Annotated in this window: 21 protein-coding genes; 17 read left to right on the top strand and 4 right to left on the bottom strand. The window is 35.5% G+C overall.

The features are described 5' to 3' along the window. The 4 genes from rsmI to PFY09_RS12830 all read left to right on the top strand — a co-directional run bounded on the left by rsmI (position 1) and on the right by PFY09_RS12830 (position 4,402). Positions 1-675: a 16S rRNA (cytidine(1402)-2'-O)-methyltransferase gene (gene rsmI, locus PFY09_RS12845; protein WP_076391044.1), complete on the top strand. Its 675-nt coding sequence runs from the start codon at positions 1-3 to the stop codon at positions 673-675. Continuing rightward, positions 676-2,151: a WG repeat-containing protein gene (locus PFY09_RS12840; protein ID WP_271159963.1), complete on the top strand. Its 1,476-nt coding sequence runs from the start codon at positions 676-678 to the stop codon at positions 2,149-2,151. It abuts the gene before it with no gap. Between the two features lie 183 nt (positions 2,152-2,334). Further along, complete coding sequence (gene fabG, locus PFY09_RS12835; RefSeq protein ID WP_087706694.1) at positions 2,335-3,078, top strand: 3-oxoacyl-[acyl-carrier-protein] reductase; 744 nt, start codon at positions 2,335-2,337, stop codon at positions 3,076-3,078. A gap of 4 nt (positions 3,079-3,082) precedes the next feature. Next, the gene (locus PFY09_RS12830; protein ID WP_271159962.1) at positions 3,083-4,402 is read left to right on the top strand and encodes a DUF6056 family protein; all 1,320 of its coding nucleotides are present in this window, start codon (positions 3,083-3,085) and stop codon (positions 4,400-4,402) included. Positions 4,403-4,405: 3 nt separating this feature from the next. Here PFY09_RS12830 and PFY09_RS12825 read toward each other — a convergent pair whose 3' ends face one another. Together PFY09_RS12825 and PFY09_RS12820 are read right to left on the bottom strand one after the other, a co-directional pair. Next, positions 4,406-5,140: a DUF1835 domain-containing protein gene (locus PFY09_RS12825; protein WP_271159961.1), complete on the bottom strand. Its 735-nt coding sequence runs from the start codon at positions 5,138-5,140 to the stop codon at positions 4,406-4,408. Positions 5,141-5,143: 3 nt separating this feature from the next. Next, complete coding sequence (locus PFY09_RS12820; protein WP_268052271.1) at positions 5,144-6,184, bottom strand: GMP reductase; 1,041 nt, start codon at positions 6,182-6,184, stop codon at positions 5,144-5,146. A 595-nt stretch (positions 6,185-6,779) separates the two neighbouring features. Between PFY09_RS12820 and PFY09_RS12815 the strand changes: the two genes are divergently transcribed. Genes PFY09_RS12815 through PFY09_RS12805 form a run of 3 tightly spaced genes read left to right on the top strand, consistent with a single transcriptional unit; the run spans position 6,780 to position 9,163 of the window. Further along, entirely contained in the window at positions 6,780-7,535 is a 756-nt protein-coding gene (locus tag PFY09_RS12815) for a prolipoprotein diacylglyceryl transferase (protein WP_271159960.1), read from the top strand. Then, positions 7,513-7,749 carry a hypothetical protein gene (locus PFY09_RS12810; RefSeq protein WP_271159959.1) on the top strand — a complete coding sequence of 79 codons (237 nt, stop codon included), beginning with the start codon at positions 7,513-7,515 and terminating at the stop codon, positions 7,747-7,749. Before PFY09_RS12815 ends, PFY09_RS12810 begins: the two co-directional genes overlap by 23 nt. 10 nt (positions 7,750-7,759) lie before the next feature. Further along, positions 7,760-9,163 carry a radical SAM protein gene (locus PFY09_RS12805; RefSeq protein ID WP_271159958.1) on the top strand — a complete coding sequence of 468 codons (1,404 nt, stop codon included), beginning with the start codon at positions 7,760-7,762 and terminating at the stop codon, positions 9,161-9,163. Positions 9,164-9,456: 293 nt separating this feature from the next. Here the strand turns inward: PFY09_RS12805 and surE are convergent, their stop codons facing one another. Next, positions 9,457-10,227, bottom strand: coding sequence for a 5'/3'-nucleotidase SurE (gene surE, locus PFY09_RS12800; RefSeq protein WP_087706712.1), 771 nt, complete (start codon positions 10,225-10,227; stop codon positions 9,457-9,459). A 311-nt stretch (positions 10,228-10,538) separates the two neighbouring features. Between surE and PFY09_RS12795 the strand changes: the two genes are divergently transcribed. Further along, positions 10,539-12,668 carry a carboxy terminal-processing peptidase gene (locus PFY09_RS12795; protein WP_076391034.1) on the top strand — a complete coding sequence of 710 codons (2,130 nt, stop codon included), beginning with the start codon at positions 10,539-10,541 and terminating at the stop codon, positions 12,666-12,668. Positions 12,669-12,738: 70 nt separating this feature from the next. On the opposite strand, the gene PFY09_RS12790 is transcribed toward PFY09_RS12795, so the two are convergent. Then, on the bottom strand, positions 12,739-13,242 hold the full coding sequence (locus tag PFY09_RS12790) for a superoxide dismutase family protein (protein ID WP_076391033.1): 504 nt from the start codon (positions 13,240-13,242) through the stop codon (positions 12,739-12,741). A gap of 145 nt (positions 13,243-13,387) precedes the next feature. Between PFY09_RS12790 and PFY09_RS12785 the strand changes: the two genes are divergently transcribed. The 9 genes from PFY09_RS12785 (at position 13,388) to PFY09_RS12745 (ending at position 21,964) form a co-directional block, all read left to right on the top strand. Continuing rightward, on the top strand, positions 13,388-14,290 hold the full coding sequence (locus PFY09_RS12785; protein ID WP_271159957.1) for an AraC family transcriptional regulator: 903 nt from the start codon (positions 13,388-13,390) through the stop codon (positions 14,288-14,290). 225 nt (positions 14,291-14,515) lie between these two features. After that, positions 14,516-16,756: a TonB-dependent receptor gene (locus tag PFY09_RS12780; protein ID WP_271159956.1), complete on the top strand. Its 2,241-nt coding sequence runs from the start codon at positions 14,516-14,518 to the stop codon at positions 16,754-16,756. Between the two features lie 69 nt (positions 16,757-16,825). Further along, the gene (locus PFY09_RS12775) at positions 16,826-17,476 is read left to right on the top strand and encodes a hypothetical protein (RefSeq protein ID WP_271159955.1); all 651 of its coding nucleotides are present in this window, start codon (positions 16,826-16,828) and stop codon (positions 17,474-17,476) included. Positions 17,477-17,785: 309 nt separating this feature from the next. After that, positions 17,786-19,108, top strand: coding sequence for a 2TM domain-containing protein (locus PFY09_RS12770; RefSeq protein WP_256039437.1), 1,323 nt, complete (start codon positions 17,786-17,788; stop codon positions 19,106-19,108). Between the two features lie 5 nt (positions 19,109-19,113). Then, complete coding sequence (locus PFY09_RS12765) at positions 19,114-19,422, top strand: 2TM domain-containing protein (RefSeq protein ID WP_076391029.1); 309 nt, start codon at positions 19,114-19,116, stop codon at positions 19,420-19,422. Between the two features lie 30 nt (positions 19,423-19,452). Beyond that, positions 19,453-20,019: a methyltransferase family protein gene (locus PFY09_RS12760; RefSeq protein WP_214587766.1), complete on the top strand. Its 567-nt coding sequence runs from the start codon at positions 19,453-19,455 to the stop codon at positions 20,017-20,019. Between the two features lie 539 nt (positions 20,020-20,558). Then, positions 20,559-20,852, top strand: coding sequence for a 2TM domain-containing protein (locus tag PFY09_RS12755; protein ID WP_076391027.1), 294 nt, complete (start codon positions 20,559-20,561; stop codon positions 20,850-20,852). 35 nt (positions 20,853-20,887) lie between these two features. Then, positions 20,888-21,163: a 2TM domain-containing protein gene (locus PFY09_RS12750; RefSeq protein ID WP_271159954.1), complete on the top strand. Its 276-nt coding sequence runs from the start codon at positions 20,888-20,890 to the stop codon at positions 21,161-21,163. A gap of 57 nt (positions 21,164-21,220) precedes the next feature. Continuing rightward, entirely contained in the window at positions 21,221-21,964 is a 744-nt protein-coding gene (locus PFY09_RS12745) for a LytR/AlgR family response regulator transcription factor (protein WP_271159953.1), read from the top strand. Positions 21,965-21,995 lie beyond the last annotated feature (31 nt).

The following is a 21,995-nucleotide window of genomic DNA, read 5'->3' as shown; positions in this document are numbered from 1 at the left end:
TTGAGCGGAATCCTATATTTTGTTCCTACACCGATCGGGAACCTCGAAGATATGACCTACAGAGCGGTAAATGTACTGAAAGAGGTTGATTATATTTTATGTGAAGACACAAGAACTTCCGGAATTCTTTTAAAGCATTTCGAGATTTCCAAGCCTTTAAAATCCTATCATTTACACAACGAGCATCAGACAACGGAAAAAGTGATTACAGACCTTAAAAGCGGTCAGAATATCGCGATTATTACTGATGCAGGAACTCCCGGAATTTCAGATCCGGGTTATTTGCTGGCAAAAGCAGGTTCCGATCATCATATTGAAATGATCTGTTTACCGGGAGCAACCGCTTTTGTTCCGGCTTTGGTGGTTTCAGGATTACCGAATAACGAATTTCTATTTGCCGGATTTCTTCCTCAGAAAAAAGGCAGACAAACGAAGCTGAAACAGCTTGCAGAAGAGAAAAAAACAATTGTTTTATACGAAAGTCCGCATAAAATCAATACCACACTGGAGCAGATTAAAGAATTTTTCGGCGAAGAAACCAAGGTTAGCTTAAGCCGTGAGATTTCCAAAAAGTTTGAAGAAACCAAACGCGGAACAATTCTTGAACTCATTGAGTTTTCCAAAAGCAAAACGTTAAAAGGTGAGATTGTTCTCATCGTAAATAATTCCATTTAATTGAAAAATTTAATTTTCGTGCTGCTTTCGTCGGTCTGTTTCGGGCAGACGGACCAGTACAAACAGATACTTTTAACAAAAAAAATAGGCAAAGAAGTCCGTTTCTATTCCAAAGGATACGGAATGATTTCTGATGCCAAAACCGGAAAGTCCGGAATTGTAGATTCTCTGGGCAATATCACTTTTGAGTATCCTTCAAAAAGTGAAATTTCGCATTTATGGAAAAACAGGTTTGTTTTGAGGGTAAAAGCGGGAAATTCCAATGGAAAAACAGCGATTATCGATGCTTCCGGAAAGGAAGTTATTCCGATGGATCTTTTCAAATTCAGAACCTGGGAAAATAAAGACAGGCTTATTTATTCAAAAAAAGGAAAAGACTGTGTGTACGATTTTAACGGGAAAGAAATTATCCCGTTCTCAGAAAAGATAGTTTTTGGAAGCGAAAACAGATTTTTTGTTAAAAATAATGGAATGTGGCTGATTTATGATTTTGACGGAAAGAAAATTTCAGACCGACCGTTTACAGATGATCTTCGTTTCTACAAAGGCAGGGCTTATCTTTCGAAAGGTGAAAAATCCGGAGAAGTTATTGATAATAATGGTAAAACCTTAAGCACCATTTCGGAACATAACGTAGACAATATCAATGCGTTTCCTTATTTGGTAACTTTAGATACTTCTAAAAATAAATACGGAATTATTGATGAAAAAGAAAACATCATTGCCGATGAAATGTATGAACAGGCTTTCGTGGGAAGAGAATTCATTTACCTTACCAGAGAAGATAAAGTAAGTATTTTTTCTAAGAAGGAAGGGAAGGTGTATGATCTTGATTATCATTATGTAAACCCACTTTTCAATGGTTTGTTTAAAACCTCGCAGGATCAGAAAAATCCAAAAACTGCCGTTGTCCGTTTAAACGGAGAAGTGATTTTTCCGAAGGAATACGACAGGGTAGAAGGTCTGAACATTGCCGGAGAAAAATATCTCTATCTGAGAAAAGATGACGAAGAAAAAATTCTGGATAAAAATTTAAAAAATATTCTGAATGACGATTACGAAATCGAAAAAATATTCCCCAATACACTGATTGTCAATAAAAACGAAACCTTTTACACATTTTCTCCTAAAACCGGAAATTATAAAGAGCTGAAAGGATTTAAAGAAGTAAAGCCTTTTGAACTTTATCCTACTTTAGTCGGAAAAAACATAGATAATTTTTACGGGATGATGGATGAAAGCGGAAATGAAATTGTACCTTTTGTCTACGATGACATCACAACATTTTTGGGAGTTAACGAATTTGTGGTGAAAAAAGATAATAAATTCGGCGTTACCAACGATAAAAATGAACCTTTAACGGAAATTGTCTACGATAAGTTTTTTCCGGATAAAAAAGGCATTAAACTTACCAAAGGAAAAGAAACAGAATTCATCTATTTTACAGAGCAAAAAGACAGAAGTTTTATCGATTAACGTACATGATGTGCGTTCATGATAAAAAACAGGCATAAATTTTCGCTAAAAAAGTGATTTAAAATGCATTGAATAACATTTTGTAATATCTTTGCGCACTGTTTTATTTCTGTAAAATTAAATACTGTATATTAGCCAACTTTCAAAAGGCGAATACGTTATAAAGAAAAATAATTGTCATATATGAAACTATTAGAAGGAAAAGTAGCGCTAATTACGGGAGCTACACGAGGAATCGGAAAAGGAATTGCCGAAATGTACGCCGAACAGGGTGCAAAAGTAGCATTTACTTACGCCGGATCTGTAGAAAAAGCGAAGGAATTGGAAGCAACTTTAAGTTCTGTAACTCAAATTAAAGGGTATCAGTCTGATGCATCAGATTTTGATGCGGCTCAGACTTTAGTGGATGAAGTAATCGCTGAGTTTGGGAAAATTGATATTTTGGTAAATAACGCAGGAATTACGAAGGATAATCTGCTTTTGAGAATGTCGAAAGATGACTGGGATAAAGTAATGAAAGTAAATTTGGATTCTGTATTCAATCTTACCAAAGCGGTAATTAAGCCCATGATGAAGGCAAAAGCAGGATCGATCATCAACATGACTTCTGTAGTAGGAATCAGCGGAAATGCAGGACAGGCAAACTATGCAGCTTCTAAAGCGGGAGTTATTGGTTTTACAAAATCTGTAGCGCTGGAATTGGGTTCCAGAAACATCCGTTGCAACGCAATTGCTCCGGGATTCATCCAGACTGAAATGACGGATGCTTTAGATGATAAAGCAAAAGAAAAATGGAACGAAGCCATCCCGATGAAAAAACTGGGACAGACCAGAGATATCGCAAATGCGTGTGTATTCTTAGGAAGCGAAATGTCTTCTTACGTTACAGGACAGACGTTAAACGTTGACGGAGGTCTGTTGACATAAAAATATGAAAACGGTACAGAATATTACCTTATTCTTGTCGGTTTTACTACTAATCGGTCTGGTTTACATTTCTTTTTTTAATGTGTATCAGACCGATGATTATATCTATTCCTACGGAACAAAGAAGTTAGGATTTTTAGGGAATGTATGCGATTTTTATATGCATTGGGGAGGAAGATATTTTGGCTATACTATTAATATGCTGAATCCTGTTTCTAAAGATCCGTTCAATATACTCCCGAAAATTTATCCTGTATTTTTACTGATATCATTTCTTACAGTCATTATTTTAAATTTCAGACTGTATTTTAATTATTCCTTTGCTGAAGCGCTCAGAAAGAGCCTGTTATTATTTTTTATTTACACTGTTGGATTAATCAGCTTACCAGAACATTATTTTTGGATTACGGGATCTAATGTCTACTTTTTACCGGTTATTTTATCAGGTTTTTTATTCTTTTTTTATGGAAAGTTTCAGCAATCACACAAAAAACTGTTCTTCTTTTTAAGCGCTGTTATCATTTTTATTCTGATGGGGGCAAATGAAATCATCGCGCTGCTTTTGTTAGGAGCATTGAGCTTTATATGTTTTGAGAAAACATCAAAGGAAAATAAAATTCTTTTAGCCATCGGAATTATCGGATTTCTTATCAGCTTTTTAGCTCCCGGAAACTTCAACAGAATGGTAAAATCTGATGATGCTTTTTATTGGATATGGACCAAAAGAGCGGCTTTTTTTACTTTTAATTTTGGGTATATTTTTATAAAAACAGTATTTCTTATTCCTTTGTTTACTGCCTTATTTTTTGAAGAATTTACGATCTTAAAAAGCAAAATTAACTTTACCAAAGCCTGTATAATCTGCATGATTTCATTGCTGCCTTTAATGTTTTTGGGCTATCTGATCAATATTGTAGGAAGACAGAACGATAACATTGTCATCTTCTTTTTAAGCACGTTTTCTTTCATTTTACTATACAAAAAGGAGAATTTAAAAAAGTTTTGTTGGATCAGCTTTTTAGTCATCTTTCTGCCGGAAACAGATTTTTTCAATAAGAATTATTCGGGTTTTAATATAGATTATAACATGAATAATTTCGTTCAGGAAATTGCTGTAACAGATCTGAAAGCGTATGATGAAGAAATAAAAAGCAGAATTTCTTTAATTCAAAATTCAAAAGAAGACTCTTTAAAGATTGATAAAATAAGAGAAGTACCCAAAATACTGTACTTTGATGAATTGTCTTCCGCAAAAGAAGAGAAAAAATACGTTAATGATCAGTTGGAAAAATATTTCAACAAGAAAAGCATTGTTGTAAAATAAGTGCTATTTTTCTTGAAAAACTTTGTCATAAATAAGCTTCACCTGCAAATCTCCGAATCCGAAAATTCCCAGCTCATCACGGAACTTTTCAAAAACTTCACTAAAATCTGTTATGCCTTTCTGTATTAAATTTTGAATAAAAAATTCAGGATTAATGTTTTGATAAGTTGCAATCAATTCAGGTAAAAAACGAAAGCAATCTGATTGAATTTCAGAAAGTTGTTTTAATTTATTTTGATGATTACTTTGATAAGATTCCCATAAATTCAGTCCCAATTCAAGATCCTTTTGTTTAAATGAAACTCTTGAGGTTAATGTTTCTTCCAAATCAAAACGGTCAGAATCCGAAAATCCTTTCCATTGGTTTTCTTTCGATGCTTTTGGAAAAATCCTGTAGATGTTGATATTTTTATCCTTCGGAATAAGCGTTAAGCAAAACCACATATTAACCTGACAAAAAAGATCATCTTCAAACCAAAGATATACCTCAGAATTTTCCGGAATCTGCATCATCTTATTACATTCTGAAACCACTTTACGGTAATAATCTTCTTTTGTATCACCATAATTTTCAGCAATGAATTCTGATCTTACCTTCCAGAAAACATCCAGATTTTCAGCCTGTAAAGAACCTGCAACTAAAGCTTCTCTACAGATAATCATCTCGCCGGAAATCGTTGTTTCCTCCAATTGCTCAGCGAGACAATCACCATTTGTAATATTAAATATTTTGTTCAATTGTTAATCTTTAAATACCTGATTTTCCTGCTCCTGAACTCTGATGAAAGTCGTTCTTTTCGACAGTTCTTTCAGTTTGGAAGCGCCCACATACGTACAGGTAGAACGAACGCCGCCTAAAATATCTTTCACCGTATCCAGAACCGGACCTTTATAAGCCACTTTTACAGTTTTTCCTTCCGAAGCCCGGTATTCTGCAACACCGCCTGAATGTTTATCCATGGCTGTTTTCGAGCTCATTCCGTAAAAAAGTCTGTATTTTTTGCCGTTTTCTTCCACAATTTCGCCACCGCTTTCATCGTGTCCTGCAAACATTCCGCCCAGCATCACAAAATCTGCACCGCCGCCAAAAGCTTTCGCCACATCTCCCGGAACTTTACAGCCGCCATCTGCAATAATATGACCTCCTAAACCATGTGCTGCATCGGAACATTCTATAATTGCCGAAAGTTGAGGATATCCCACTCCGGTTTTCACTCTCGTCGTACAAACCGAACCGGGGCCAATCCCGACTTTAATGATGTCTGCGCCAACTAACAGAAGTTCTTCCACCATTTCTCCGGTTACAACATTTCCGGCAATGATGATCTTATCTGGGAAATTTGCCCTTGCCTTCTTCACAAATTCCACAAAATGCTCAGAATAACCATTGGCTACATCAATGCAGAGAAACTCGATTTTTGGATGTCTTTCGAGGATGGTTTTTATCTTTTCTTCATCTGCTTTTCCGGTTCCTGTGCTTAATGCGATATACTGATAAATGTTTTCAGGCTGAGAATTCAAAAATTCTGACCATTCTTCCACAGAATAATGCTTATGAACCGCTGTGATGATTTTTTCTTTTGCCAGTTCCACTGCCATTTCAAAAGTTCCCACTGTATCCATATTGGCAGCAATCACGGGAACGCCCTGCCATTTTTTTCGGGTATGTTTAAAGGTAAATTCTCTCTCAAGATCAACTTCAGAACGGGATTTCAGGGTAGAACGTTTCGGACGGAACATTACATCCTTAAAACCCAGTTTAATATCATATTCTATTCTCATAATTCGGATAATTATTTTAATTAAAATTATGAAAAAGATTGATTCTAATCTTTATTTAAAAGGATTTTATAAATTATTTATGATTGTCCGTTATTTGTCATAATTGGAAAAAATCTTTGAGTTCTTTGCTGAGTGAAACGCCTTTGCGAACTTAAAAACAGTTAGTATATAAAGAATCTTTGCGAGTCCTTTGCGTTAGAAAAAACAGTATGATTAATAGCGGATAATCAAAAATTATTTAATACAATTTAAATCTTGATTCAGAAGCTTACAAAATCATAAATACGATCACAAAAATCGACATATGAAGCTGAAGCGTTAAGAAAATTACAATTTATTCCGTTAAAAAATTCCCACTGTTTGAAGCGTGAGGCAAATTTTTAATCAAAAGACCCCAATTGAATTCGCGCAAGTTTTGGGAATTTTAGGAATGAATTTTAATTTTTAGCATTCAGATTCAAAGTCTTGAACTTTTCGTTCTTTTGTTTCAAGACAAAAGGACCACACATAAAATTTTAAAGAAAATGTTTAGATCAATTTTAAAATCAGGCTAATAATTGAATAAGTTTTAATTAAAAACAATACTTTTGAAACCATGGAATTTCCTGTGACACTTCATATTTTAGGCAAAGAAGTTTTACTGCATCCCGTTACGGAATCTTTAGGGATTTTTATAGGAATGCGTTATTATACTTTTGCCAAAAGAAAAGATAAAGAGAAATTCAGCAGTGTCAATTCATTGCTGATTCTTATTGCTGCCACTCTGGGTGCGCTGCTCGGTTCCCATATCATTGGTTCGCTGGAAAGACCTTACGATTTGATGAAAGCTGAAAATGTTTGGATGTACATCTGGCTGAATAATACCATTGTGGGAGGTTTGGCAGGTGGTCTCATTGGAGTGGAGCTTATGAAGAAAATTATAGGCAAAAAAGAAAGTACGGGTGACAAAATGGTTTATCCTTTAATTACCGCTATGTTTATAGGAAGGATCGGATGTTTTTGTACAGGGATTTACGAGGAAACTTACGGATTACCAACACGTTCAATGTTCGGAATGGATTTAGGAGATCATATCAGCAGACATCCCGTCGCTTTATACGAAATGTTCTTTTTATTGATTGTTTTTATCGCGCTGAAATATTTTCAAAAGAATTATACATACAGATCCGGAGCTTTATTCCAGCTTTTTATGCTTTCTTATTTCTCATTCAGATTCATACTGGATTTTATTAAGCCTAAATTTAATATCATTTTGAATCTGAGCACAATACAAATCGTATGTTTATTAGTGATCATTTACTATATTTATCTATTGAAAAAAAATAATCATGAAATTATTAGAAGTCGGTAATTTTGGAAATAGTCAGCTTAACGGATTGGGAATATTATTTCTTTGTCTGGGACTTATCATCTTTGCAATTTCCATTTTAATTGCCATCATCATCGGAATTATGTCTGCGACAAGTTCTGAAAAAAAGTACAGTTTTAAAGTTCCCTTGATCGGAATTCTTATCGGAATTCTTACGTTTATTGCGGGAGGATGCATCTGTGGTTTTAGCCTGTAAAAACGAAATTATGCCAGTAAGAAATTATACGTATTACGATTATACCATAAGTCTTTGCCCGGAATGTCTGAAAAGAGTGGGAGCAAAGATCATTATTGAAGATGAATCGGTTTTCATGACGAAAAGATGTCCGGATCACGGATTTTTCAAAACTAAAATTGCTTCTGATGTTCAGTATTATAAAAATATCAGAAACTACAATAAAGCATCAGAAATTCCGGTGCATTTTGTAACCGATGTAGAATATGGCTGTCCTTATGATTGTGGTTTATGTGTTGATCATGAGCAACATAGCTGCCTTTCCATTGTGGAAGTAACAGATCGGTGCAATCTTACCTGTCCTACCTGCTATGCGATGTCTTCACCGCATTACGGAAGCCACAGAAGTCTGGAAGAGATCGAAGCCATGTTTGATGTGATCGTTAAAAATGAAGGCGAACCGGATGTTGTTCAGATCAGTGGAGGAGAGCCGACAATTCATCCGGAATTTTTCAAAATCATGGATATTGCGAAGTCGAAACCCATCAAACATTTAATGTTAAATACCAACGGTGTAAGAATTGCCAACGATCCCGGTTTTGCCGAAAAATTAGCAACGTATGCTCCTGAATTTGAAATTTATCTTCAGTTTGATTCCTTTAAACCGGAAGTTCTGGAAGATTTCAGAGGAAAAGATTTAACAGACGTACGAATGAAAGCTTTAGAGAAATTGAATTCTTTAAATCTTTCGACTACCCTCGTTATTGTTCTGCAAAAGGATAAAAATATTGACGAGATCGGAAAAATCATTGATTTTGCCCTTAAACAGAAATGTGTCCGCGGAATTACTTTTCAGCCTGTAGAAATTGCAGGAAGAAACCGTGAAGATTCAGCTCATGAAAAAATTACTTTAACAGAAGTAAGACAGGAAATTCTCAATCAGTATCCTTTACTGAATTCAGATGATATCATTCCGGTTCCGTGCAATCCCGATGCTTTGGCGATGGGATATATTCTGAAACTGGAAGGCGAAACGATTCCTTTGACACGATACATCAATCCTGCTGATTTACTGAACAATGAAACCCGAAATACCATTGTTTATGAACAGGATACCGGATTGCAAATGCAGCTTCTGGATATTTTCAGTACCGGAATTTCTGTGGATAAAGTAAAACCTAAAGTTAATCAGTTATTGTGCTGTCTTCCCGACGTTTCCGCACCCAATCTGGATTACGATAACCTGTTCAGAATTATCATCATGAACTTTATGGATGCGCACGATTTTGATGTCCGTGCCGTGAAAAAATCCTGCGTTCATATCGTGAATAAAGACCTTAAAATGATTCCTTTCGAAACCATGAATTTATTTTACCGTGATGATAAAAGCAAATATCTGGAGGAATTGAGGAAAGAGGATAGAGTTTTGTTTTAATTTCTTTCAACAAATTTCACCGCTATTTATGAATTTTTTGTATTAATAATGACATAGGGGAATGGATCGTTAAGAAAATTACTTCTGTGAACGTTAAAAAAATTCTACTGTTTGAGCGCGAGAGGACTGTTTGAACCGAAGAACAAATCTTGAATTCGCGCGAGTTTTAGAATTTTTAGAGAACAGAATTAATTTTTAGCGAAAGTTCCCAAGTCTTGAATTTTTCGTTCTTTTGTTTCAAGACAAAAGGACAATAATAAGGCGTAAAAAAATTTACGCCTCAATATTTATGTTTAATCAAACTTCATTACCTCATTCAGCGTATTCATATACTCGTAAGCTGTAAGATCGAATTTCACCGGAACAATGGAGATATAGCCATTGGCTAAAGCGGTTTCATCGGCATCTTCAGATTCGTCCATATTGTTGAAATAGCCTGTAAGCCAGTAATATTTTTTTCCGTGAGGATTCACCCTTTCATCAAAGCTTTCTTCCCATTTTGCATTTGCCTGTTTGCATACTTTTACGCCTTTTATTTCCTCTTTCGGAAGTTTCGGAATATTCACGTTTAAAACAATTCCTTTCGGCATTGGGTTTTCCAGAGTTTTTCTTACAATATTCTGAATATATTCTTTCGCCTGTGTAAAATCTGCTTCCCAACTGAAATCCAGCAAAGAAAATCCGATGGCAGGAAGACTTTCCACCCCCGCTTCAACAGCAGCAGACATCGTTCCCGAATAAATAACATTGATGGAAGAATTTGCTCCGTGATTAATTCCTGAAACCACAATATCCGGTCTTCTCGGAAGAATTTTGTCAAGAGCCATCTTTACACAGTCGACAGGAGTTCCGCTGCACGAAAAATCCTTTTGCGGACCGTCGAGATGTACTTCTTCGTAACTTAAAGTAGAATTTATGGTAATCGCATGACCTTTACCACTTTGTGGAGAGTTGGGCGCTACAACAACTACTTCTCCGATTTCGTTCATAAAACTGATAAGATTTCTGATTCCCGGTGCTGTAATTCCGTCATCATTTGTAACCAGAATAAGTGGTCTTTCCATATAAATTTTTTAATTGTAACAAATATAGTGTAAAGAGTTTCTTCGGAAAAACTTTGCGTTTAATTATTGTATGAAATGTTTATGCTTTTTTATTCATTTTTCCGAAAACTAAATTTTAAAAACGTTTAATTATCTTTTTTAAGTACAATCTTAACGGTAAAAATGTACCGGAAAACGGATTTTAATAAAATTTCTTAAAAGTGACAGATATTTAGAAATAAGGTATTAAATTTGATAGTTTGTAACGGAAAATAAAAAATTACTACTCATTAAAATACTTTTTTAAAATTAATAAAATACATTACAGATTTATGTGGAAAAATTTTAAGCTAAATAAATTTTTACTCCTAATTCCATTAACAAGTCTAATGTTTTGTTTCAACTCGCCAAAGAATGATGACGAAAAGATGCAGACGATAATGGTGAGCGTAAAAAATACACTTTCTTATTTGCATTACAGCCCAAAACCCATTAACGATGCCTATTCTAAAGATGTTTATAAGCATTATTTCGAAATGGTAGATCCGGGAAAAAGATATTTCATTCAGTCCGATATGGATGAGTTCGGCAAACACGAAACGAAACTGGATGATTACATCAATCAGGGAGATCTTACTTTCTACAAACTTACCATCGACAGATTATACCAGAGAGTAGACGAGATCGATAAAATTACACAGGATATCTTCAGTAAGCCGATTAATCTGGAAGAAGATGAAACGCTTATTTTAGAACCGAAAATGAAAAAAGTTCCGGCAAACAAGCAGGAGCAGTATAATGAGTGGAAAAAATTCATCAAATACAATATTCTTCAGGAAATTGAATCGATGAACAGCAAAGAAGAAGCTCAGAAAGAGAAAAAAGATTCTGTACAGAAATACAACCTGAAAGATACCATAAAATATCAGCCTCTTGCACCGGATCAGAAGCTTAAAAAAGCAACTGATGAGGTGAAAGATCTTGTAAAAGAAACCTTTACGAGATTCAAAAAGAGAAAGAAAATGGATTGGTTTACAGTGTATATGAATGCCTATACAGAAGTTTTCGATCCGCACACCAACTATTATTCTCCAAAGGATAAAGAAGATTTCGATACCAATTTCACCGGAAAAGTGATCGGAATCGGAGCCATTATTCAGGAGAAAAAAGGAAATCTTTATCTGGGAGCTTTAACGATCGGCGCTCCGGCGTGGAAATCCAAGCAGCTTTCCGAAGGAGATAAAATTTTAAAAGTAAAATCTAAACCGAAAGAAGATGCCGTAAATGTTGTGGGAATGCTTTCTGATGAAGCCGTAAGACTCATCAGAGGAGAAAAAGGAACTCCGGTTACTTTAACCGTTCAGAAAAAAGACGGAACAATAAAAGAAGTTACCATGATTCGTGAAGAAGTTGCCATTGAAGATACTTTCGCAAGAAGTATTATTGTAAACTCTCCGAATGGTAAAAAATACGGATTCATCAATTTACCAAGCTTCAACGCAGATTTTGAAAATCCCAACGGAAGAAATGCTTCTGATGATATTAAAAACGAAATCATCAAGCTTAAAGCTCAGGGAATAGAAGGAATTGTTCTGGATCTTAGAAACAACGGAGGAGGTTCTTTAACGGAAGTGGGAGACATCATGGGACTTTTCATGCAGGCAGGACCTTATGTTCAGGTAAAAGACGGAAACGGGAAAATTCAGACCTTAAAAAATAAAAATGAAACTCCGATCTGGACAGGACCATTGGTGATTATGCAGAACGAACTTTCCGCTTCAGCTTCAGAAATTTTAGCAGGTGTGATGCAGGATTACGGAAGAGCAATGATTATCGGCTCGCCTCAATCATTCGGAAAAGGAACAGTGCAGACTTTTGTGGATCTAAACAGATTCTTAAATACAGAAGACGATTTCGGATCTTTAAAACTTACCATCCAGAAATTCTACAGAATTACAGGAGAATCTACCCAGAGAAAAGGAATTGTTTCAGATATTAAAATGAAAGATCTTTTTTCGTATGCAGAAGTAGGAGAAAGATATGATGATTATGCTCTGGCTTGGGATAAAATTCCTTCCACAAGCTTCCAGAAGCTTAATTATTTCAACATTCAGGCGTTAGAAAAAGCAAGTAACGACAGAATGGCTAAAAATGCAAAATATCAGTTGCTGTTAGAATCCGCTCAGTGGAGAGAACAGTTGGATAAAGAAGAGACCATTACTTTGAATATCAATAAATTCAATGAATTGATGAAGCAGAGAAAAGCACAGATCGAGAAGTTCAAGTCTCTGACGAAATTTGAAAACGGTCTTCAGTTTACTTTGTATCAGAATGAAATTGAAAGAGAGAAAAAAGATGAAGCCTTCAAGAAAAAATCTGAAATCTGGATCAAAAATCTTAAGAAAGACCTTTACCTTCAGGAAGCAATGAACATCATTACAGACATGAGTGTAAAATCTTAATATTCAGATCGAAATATAAAAATACCGCTACTTTTTGTTAGCGGTATTTTTTATTGATAGAAGCGAAAAACTACTTAATCTCCACACAACCCACTCTTCCTCCTGCATTTCCGGTTGGCTGCGTATGAAAATCGTCGGCTGCGGCGTGAATAATCATTCCTTTTCCTATGATGTTTTTAGACTCATCAGAACATCCGAGACACCACTTATTGGTTTTAAAAGTCAGCGTTGCCACACCATCCTGATTGGCCGTAAGATTTCCGATATCTCCCATGTGGAAATGTTCAGCACCCCATTTTCCATGATCGTTTTTCGATGGATTCCAGTGTCCTCCCGTTGAAGTTCCGTCTGCTGCAGAACAGTCACCCTTTTCGTGGATGTGTACCGCATGAATTCCCGGAGTAAGATTCGTAACATCCAGTTTCATGACAACTTCATCTCCTTTTTGGGTAAACTTTGCCGTTCCGCCCGTTTGTGTGTTGCTTTTGGAAAGGATCTGATACGTATTTGTTGTTCCACATGAAACCGCAAAAAACGCACATCCTGCCAATAATGCTAATGTTGTACCTTTCATTTTTAAATGATTTAAAGTGATTGTCGGATAAAGTTAGACAACATTTTTCAAAGCGCATTACGATTCCTGTCTTTTTTCATAAATAGCAATAAAAGACAAACCAATTTCATCCGATGTCGATACCTTTGCAGGAAATGCTTTTAAATTGGAAGAATACAGAAAAAGAATGGTGAAAGCTATTCAGTACATTGATAACAATCTCGATACCGAACTTTCTTTAGAAAAAGTTGCGGAAGTTGCAGCGTATTCTCCCTTTCATTTTCACAGGATTTTCAGACTTATGACCAATGAAACCCTTCAAAGCTATATCATCCGCAAAAGAATTGAAAAAAGTGCCTTTTATTTAGCCGTAAAAAAGAACATAAGTGTAAAAAATATTTATCTTGAATTAGGTTTCTCCAACCATTCTGCGTTTAACAAATCATTTAAAAAGCATTACGGAAAATCTCCCTTAGAATTCAGAAAATCGGCTCCCGAAAAATTTCATAAAATTCAATTAAGACAAAGCAAGAACGGACAAATGGATGCAGTTTTTCAACAATACATTTGCAATATAGAAAACCTGTTAAAATGGACAACAATGAATTTAAAAATTAAAATTACCGAACTTCCGGAAATGAATCTGGCAGCAGTGATGAGCCTTGGAATTGCCAACGTGGAATCCTCTTACAACACCTTAATAGATTGGGCAACCGAGAAAATACTATTTCCCCGAGAGAATCTAAAAATGATTTCCGTTTATCACGACAGCTTTAAAGTTACTCCGCCAGATAAAGTACAAATTCACGCCTGTATGCTCTTGGAGGAAAAATTACAACAGCAGGAAAACCAGATTTTCCCCGAAACCCTTGAAGCCGGAAAATTCATTCTCGGAAGCGGAGAAGTCACTTTAAATGACTTTGAAAAATGCTGGGTTTCCCTTTTTCTTTGGATGAATGAAAACCATTATTCAGTACGAAAAGCCTATCCTTTTGAAATCTACCATACCAACTATAAAGAACACCCCGAAGGAAAAATGCTCGTCGATTTCTGCATTCCCATCAATTAAATTCAACGCAGTTTAATAATACAATTAGTGGTAAAATTCCCCTCCTTTGGAGGGGTGGCGAAAATTCAAAGAATTTTTGACGGGGTGGTCAATATATTTTCCTAAAATAAATCTTATCATCATAAAATCAAAAACAACCATTCAGATTCCAAAAACGACCACTCAGCAACAAAAATTTAAAAACAACCAAAATTCGTCATACTTTTGAATCGAAATAAAACAGCTATGAAAACAAAATTATTATTTCTTATCACTTTTTTATCATTTGCACTAAATTTCGCCCAAACCAGAATTTCGGGAAAAGTTACGTACAAAAATAGAGGAGTGGGAGAGGTAAATGTTACCCTGAAAAATACCTACGATGGAGCCACAACCGATTCCAACGGAAATTTCTCTTTTGAAACTTCAGAAAAAGGCAGCCGTGTTTTAGTTTTTACCCATCCGAAATACATTGATGTTGAAAAACCGATTGTGATTGAAAATCAGGAAGTTTCTGTAAATGCGGAACTGAAAGAGCAAATTAATGAAATTGATGCAGTAGTGGTTTCGGCAGGTTCTATCGAAGCAAGCGACAAAAAAAGATCGACAACATTACTTACGCCGATTGATATTTACACAACAGCCGGAGCGGAAGGACAAATCACATCGGCATTAACGTATCTTCCCGGAGTTCAGAAAGTGGGCGAAACAGAAGGTCTTTTCATCCGTGGCGGAACAGGAACGGAATCAAAAATTTTCATGGATGGAAGTTTAATCAACAATTATTTTTCCAATTCAGTTCCGGGAATTGCAGGAAGAGACCGTTTCAATACCTCTCTTTTCAAAGGCAATGTGTTCTCAAGCGGCGGATATTCTGCATTGTACGGTCAGGCTCTTTCGGGGGCACTGATGCTGGAAAGTGTAGATCTTCCGGATCAGAGTTCTTACGATTTCGGTGTTTCTCCCATCTTTTTAAACGCCGGATTTCAGAGATTGGGCGATAATAAAAACTATTCTTACGGAGCCAGTTTAGGATATTCAAACTTAAAGCTAATGCAGGAAATTTTCAATTTTAATACCAATTTTTCCGAAGCTCCACAAAGTATAAACAGCGATCTGAATTTCAGATTTAAAACAAAATCAGGCGGATTTTTCAAATATTACGGAAAATATGATTCCAACAGAATGGCAGTGCAGACTCCAAGTCTGGAACCGGAAGATTATGACCTGTCTCTCGTGAAACTGAAAGGAAAAAATACCTATCATAATCTCTCTTTCAAGCAGAAATTCGGAAAATATTTGCTAAATGCAGGAGCATCTTATTCCTATAATCAATCAGACCTTGATTTTTCAACCCAAAAAGGAGAAACCCAAACCGGAAGCACAAAACTTCTGAATGACGGAAATTACATCAATTTCAAGACAGTTTTAGAAAGAAAAATAAATAAGATCAGCGCATTAAGAGGAGGTTTTGAATTCAACAGTACCAGCGAAAAATTAAATTTTAACGATTTTGTAACAAAAAACTACAAAGACCTGATCTCTTCAGCGTTTGCAGAAACAGATTTAGGATTCAGCAATCAGTTATCAGCAAAAATAGGAGTGAGAGCAGAGCATTCCTCCTATCTTGGGAAAAACAATATTGCACCGCGTCTGGCTTTAGCATATCGTCTTGCCAAAGACTGGACTACCTCTTTCGCTTACGGACTTTTTTATCAGAATCCCGAAAGCAGATACATCAACGGTCCTGCAAATTTAGACTTCCAGAAATCACAGCATTATATCTTTCAGGTGCAGAGAACAACGGAAGGAAGAAGCCTGAGATTTGAAGCTTTTTACAAAAAATATGATGATCTTCTGAAGGTAAAAAACTTACAGTACATCGACGGACAGAATCAATTTGTTCAGACAGCGGATAACAACAGCGGTTTTGGTTATGCAAAAGGGTTAGAGTTATTCTGGAGAGATAAAAAAACATTCGACAATATCGATTACTGGGTCAGCTATTCATTTTTAGATTCAAAAAGAGATTTTATGAATTATCCGATGAGTTTAAAACCGAATTTCGCTTCCGAACACACCCTTTCCGCAGTAGCCAAAAGATTTGTTCCGGAATGGAAAACAGGCTTCAATATTTCCTACACCTACGCAAAAGGTCGTCCGTACTACGACATCGCAACACAGGATGTGAATGGTGAACAGAAATATTTCGTAAGACACGAAGGCAGTCTGAAAGATTACAACGCCTTAAATTTCAGTGTAAATTATCTTCCCAATTTAGGAAAGAAAGACTCAAAAACATTTACCGTTCTCGTATTGAGTGTATCCAATATTTTAGGATCGAAAAATGTATACGGTTACAATTTCTCAATGGACGGATCAAGGAGTTCAGCGGTTGTTCCGCCTGTAAATACCTTTGTTTTTGTAGGCGCATTCATCAGCTTCGGAGTCGACAAAACGCAGGATGCCATTAATAATAATTTGTAAAAGTTATTTCAATTCAATTAAAAATATATCTTTATTCAAAACAAAAATTAACTTAAAAATTTAGAAAACATGAAAAAATATCTATTAATCTTTGCTTTAAGTCTGATGAGTTTAACTGCTTTTGCCCAGACAGATTATGAAAAAATAATGTCTGATAAAATTGCCAAAATTGAAAACTGTAAATCTCTTGACGAATTCCAGACTCTGGCGAATGACTTCGACAGAATCGGGAAAAAAGAAACCAAAGAATGGCTTCCTGCATATTATGCCGCGTTTTCATACATTCAAAAGGGAAGAATGTTAATGAGAGAAGGTAAAATGTCTGAGCTTTCAACACAGGCAAATATTGCAGAAAAATATCTGGATCAGGCGGAAAACATTGCCGGAAAAGACAATGCAGAAATTCACCTGCTGAGAAAAATGTCGTACTCCCTTAAAATGATGGAAAATCCTACCGAAAGATACATGACAGACGGAATGAAAGCCATAGAAGAATTGAAAAAAGCGGAAAACCTTGATCCCGAAAATCCAAGAATTGCCCTGATAAAAGCGGAAGACACTTACTTCACTCCGGAGCAGTTTGGAGGAAGCAAAACAAAAGGGATGGAACAGTTTAAAGATGCTTTAACGAAGTTTAAAACCTACGTTCCAAAATCTAAAATCGCTCCCAACTGGGGAAAAGCAGAAGCTGAATATTTTGTAAGCGGAGCTGCAAAATAATGTGAAAAGTCTGTTTAAACTTTTATTTAACCACAAAAGCCACAAAAGATTTTGATGCATTTTAAAAAGTTAATAAGCCCAGGAATAAAAGAACACAACAGTTTTTAAAAATCTTTGATTTTTATTCTTTTGAGCGCTTTGATTATTATAGAAATTCATTTTAACATTGTCTTTTGTGCCTTAAAATTTAAAAAAACCTTCTTCGCGGAAGGTTTTTTTGTGCCCTTCAGTCACAAAAAATGACGGTTCGGCGAAAAATTATTTTTAATACTTTTATTAAAGCCTAATTTTGAACCAAGAAAACCCACAATGAAATACAAAAGCATCATCATATTACTCTGGATATCGCTGGCAACAGCATTTTTCTTCTTTTTCGTTTTTAATGATGAAAAAACACTTGAAAATTTTGCCATTACCCTTTTGGTTTCCACCATGTATTCATTCGTTTTGGGACTGGGAAACGGTATCATCAACGATTTTCTCAACAGGAAATTCCCATGGTCTGAAACCACAAGAACAAGAGCGATCATAAGCATCATTTCCATTCTCATCGCCAATACCATTTTGGTGTATTTCTGTAATTATATGAATTTCGTGGTGATTCAGAAGGCAACAACCTCAGAACAGTTCTTTTCCAGCAAATACAATGTTTCCAATTGGTTCATGATTAATATTGCCCTGCTTATTTCGGCTTTTCTTCATGCCAAAGGTTTCATGGAAGAACTTCGGAAAACGTCCAAAAAAGAAGTGGTTGAACAGAAGTTAATTGCCAAATCTGCCAATGCACAGTTTGAAAGTCTTAAAAACCAGTTAGATCCACATTTTTTATTCAATTCTCTGAATGTTTTAAGCTCATTAATTGATGAAAACCCGAAACAGGCGCAGAAGTTTACTGCCTCAATGTCAAAGATTTACAGATACGTTTTGGAGCAGAAAGACAAAGAACTGGTTACCGTAGAAGATGAGCTGGAATTTGCCAAAACCTATTGCGAATTGCTGAAAACACGATTCGAGGACAGCGTAGATTTTGATTTTGATGTAAAAAAAGAAGATTACCGAAGATTTGTCGTTCCGCTGTCTTTACAGCTTCTTCTGGAGAACTGCATCAAGCATAATTTTGCCACTTCTTCAAAACCTCTCATCATTAAAATTTTCTCTGAAAATGATACGTTGTGCATTGAAAATAATTTACAGGTAAGAGAGCAGATCAAAGAAAGTTCAGGGATCGGTCTTGCAAATATTGTACAGCGCTATTCTTTACTCACCAAAAGAAATGTTTTTATAGAAAAATCTGAAGATTACTTTAAAGTAAAACTTCCGGTACTTTCTTCTAAACCGGATGTTGTAAGTGAAATAGCCGAAACTAAAAATGAATCTTACGAACGTGCGCACAAACGGGTGAAAGAAATAAAAAGCTTCTACGGAAATCTCATTTCTTACTGCATTATCATTCCTTTTTTAATTATTTTAAATCTCATCACCAGTCCGGATCGTCTGTGGTTTTACTGGCCGATGTTAGGTTGGGGAATCGGGCTTGTTGCTCACGGAATGAGTGTTTTCGCTATTGGTAAAAGCTGGGAAGAAAGAAAGATCAGGGAAATTTTAGAAAAACAAAACAGAACATTAAAATAAGCATCATGGAACCGATAAGCAAAGATGATTTCAGATATAAAGAAGCGGAAAGACAGGTAAAAAGAATCAAAAGATTTTACTTTTCCGTCTTCATTTATATTGCGGTTAATATTTTCATTTTATATCTGAATTACACAGAATTAAAACCCAATGAATCTATTTTTCAGTTAAAATTTTTTGCGCTTCCTTTTTTCTGGGGAATCGGAGTTGCCATTTCGGCAATGAGAACGTTTATTCCGGGGTTTATGCTGGGAAATAAATGGGAAGAAAGAAAAATTAAAGAACTGATGGAAAAGGAAAAAAACGGCAGATAAATTGTTCATCACTTCCAAATACCGTTTGATATGAAAACTTTACAGATTCTTTTTGCCATTTCTATGGCCGCATGGTTTTTAAGCGAATTTCTCTACAAAAACATCCTGAAATCCGGTGAAAAAGACAATAAAAAGGATAAATCTACTCTAAACCTGTTATGGATTGCCATTCCGCTTTCAATTGTAAGTGCCGTTGCGGTTTCTTACGTTATACGGTTTCCCATTTCTGATGAGGTCTGGATCTATTATTCAGGAGCCGTTCTGATATGGATCGGAATTATTTTAAGGTTCATCATCATTCGTTCTTTGGGAAAATATTTTACGGTTGACGTTACGATTAAAGAAGATCATAAAATTAAGAAAGAAGGGTTTTACAAATATCTCAGACATCCGTCTTACGCTTTTTCATTGCTTACTTCGTTGGGTTTGGGGTTGTATTTAAACAACTGGCTCTCATTGGCTTTGGCTTTTTTAATTCCCTTTATTGCATTCAGCTACAGAATGAATGTCGAAGAAAAGGCTTTAATCGAGCAGTTCGGAGAAGAATATCTTGATTACCGGAGAAAAACGAAAAAGCTGATTCCTTTTGTTTATTAAGTTACTTATTTACTGATTTTTAATCAACAAAATCAGGAAAGTTGTTTAAAGTAAAATGGTAGAAAACTCTATAGAGTTTTATCTGTGTAAACAGCATATTCGCAAGGCGTTCTGCGTTCCGTAGGAACGCTATCTTTAGAAAATTTATCGTATTTAAGATACCAATCCTATGGATTGATTGACGGATTTATTCTTATTTCTACACAGATTCTGCTCCTAAAGGAGCAAACACTTAACTCCATAATTAAAAATCCTTGCACTGTCATTTCGACGAAGGAGAAATCTAGTCAGTTTAACAATCATTTGATATAGAAATTGATTACAAATTCTAGCTAAAAAACACACTATACTTTCGCGGTATTCCTAACCAAACAACTAAAAACATAAAATCAAAAAATCCCGATTCTCCGTTGAGTCGGGATTTTTACAATTCAGGATGCATATTCTACGGTTCGGTCATTTAAAATTGATTTGTGGCTGTTTTCTGTCCTACATTTGTCTCAACAAAAACAAACAATTAATCTTAAAAAATAAAAAATATGGAAACTTACACCAACAAAGAAGAATTAGCATACGAAAAAGCATCAAGAAGAGTAAAAGAACTGAAAGGATTTTACGGGAACCTTACTTCGTATTGCCTTGTGATTTCATTTTTAGCTGTGCTGAATCTTTTAACATCACCACAGTATCTTTGGTTCTTCTGGCCGATGTTAGGATGGGGATTAGGTCTTGCAGCGCACGCAGCGGGTACTTTCGGGATCGGAAGAGACTGGGAAGAAAGAAAGATCAAACAACTGATGGACGAGGAAAGAAAAAACACAAAGTCTTTATAAATAGCATTTAATTTTAACTTTAAAAACAGATTATTATGAACTACAATCAGGCACAGGAAAGAGTACACGAGCTTAAAAAATTCTACAAAAGCCTTTTATGGTTTGGGATCGTGGCAGTAATTATTTTCGGAGACGATATTTTAGAAAAAGGAATCTTTGATTTTTCATTGTGGAACGGATCGATCATTCTTTCTATCTGGGGAATTATTTTAACCGTAAAAGCCGTAAAACTCTTCCTTCTGGACTCTGAATGGGAAAGAGAAGTGATGGAAAAAGAAATGAGAAAATCGAAAGAACCGCTGAAGTTTTAAAACTGACAATTTTTGATTACTTTTATTTCGAAATTATAAAACTAAAACAGGAACTCAATGATCAAAACTGTTATTATCGAAGACGAAAAACCCGCTTCAAGGAAACTGGAAAGAATGCTTAACGAATTTCCTGAAATTGAGATCGTTGCGAAAATAGAATCCGTAGAAGAAGGAGTACAGTGGTTTTCGGAAAATGAACATCCGCAGCTCATCTTTTCAGACATTGTTTTGGGAGACGGTCTTTCTTTCGATATTTTTGAAAAAGTTCCGACAAAAGGATTTATCATTTACACGACAGCTTTTGATCAATATACCTTAAAAGCGTTCAAGCTGAACAGCATCGATTATCTTCTGAAGCCGATTTTAGATGAAGATCTTGCCGGAGCGATCGAAAAATTCAAATCATTTATTCCTTCAGATAATTCCGTCAATTCACACGAAATTAAGCAGTTAATTAAAAAGGAGAAAAGCACGCTTTCCAGAATTTTAGTAAAGATCGGGTACAACCTGAAAATTGTACAGACCCACGAAGTAAGCTGTTTTTTCAGCGAAAATAAAATTGTTTATTTACAGACTCAGGAAAGAACATATCCTTCGGATTTCACACTGGACGAACTGGAAGAAGTGCTGGATGAAAAGAAATTCTTCCGCGTAAATCGGCAGTTTATCATCAGTTCAGATTACATTAAAAATATCCACACTTCACCCAATTACAGGGTTGAACTGGAATTTCAGCCACAGGAAGAAATTACCGTAAGCCGCGACCGCGTAAAAGATTTTAAAGACTGGTTGGTAAGTTAAAACCCAAAACAAAAAACTCTGAACCAGAATC

Origin of the sequence: Chryseobacterium gambrini, assembly GCF_027920505.1 — a bacterium.
GTDB lineage: Bacteria > Bacteroidota > Bacteroidia > Flavobacteriales > Weeksellaceae > Chryseobacterium > Chryseobacterium gambrini.
This window is presented reverse-complemented; position numbering and strand designations above follow the sequence as displayed.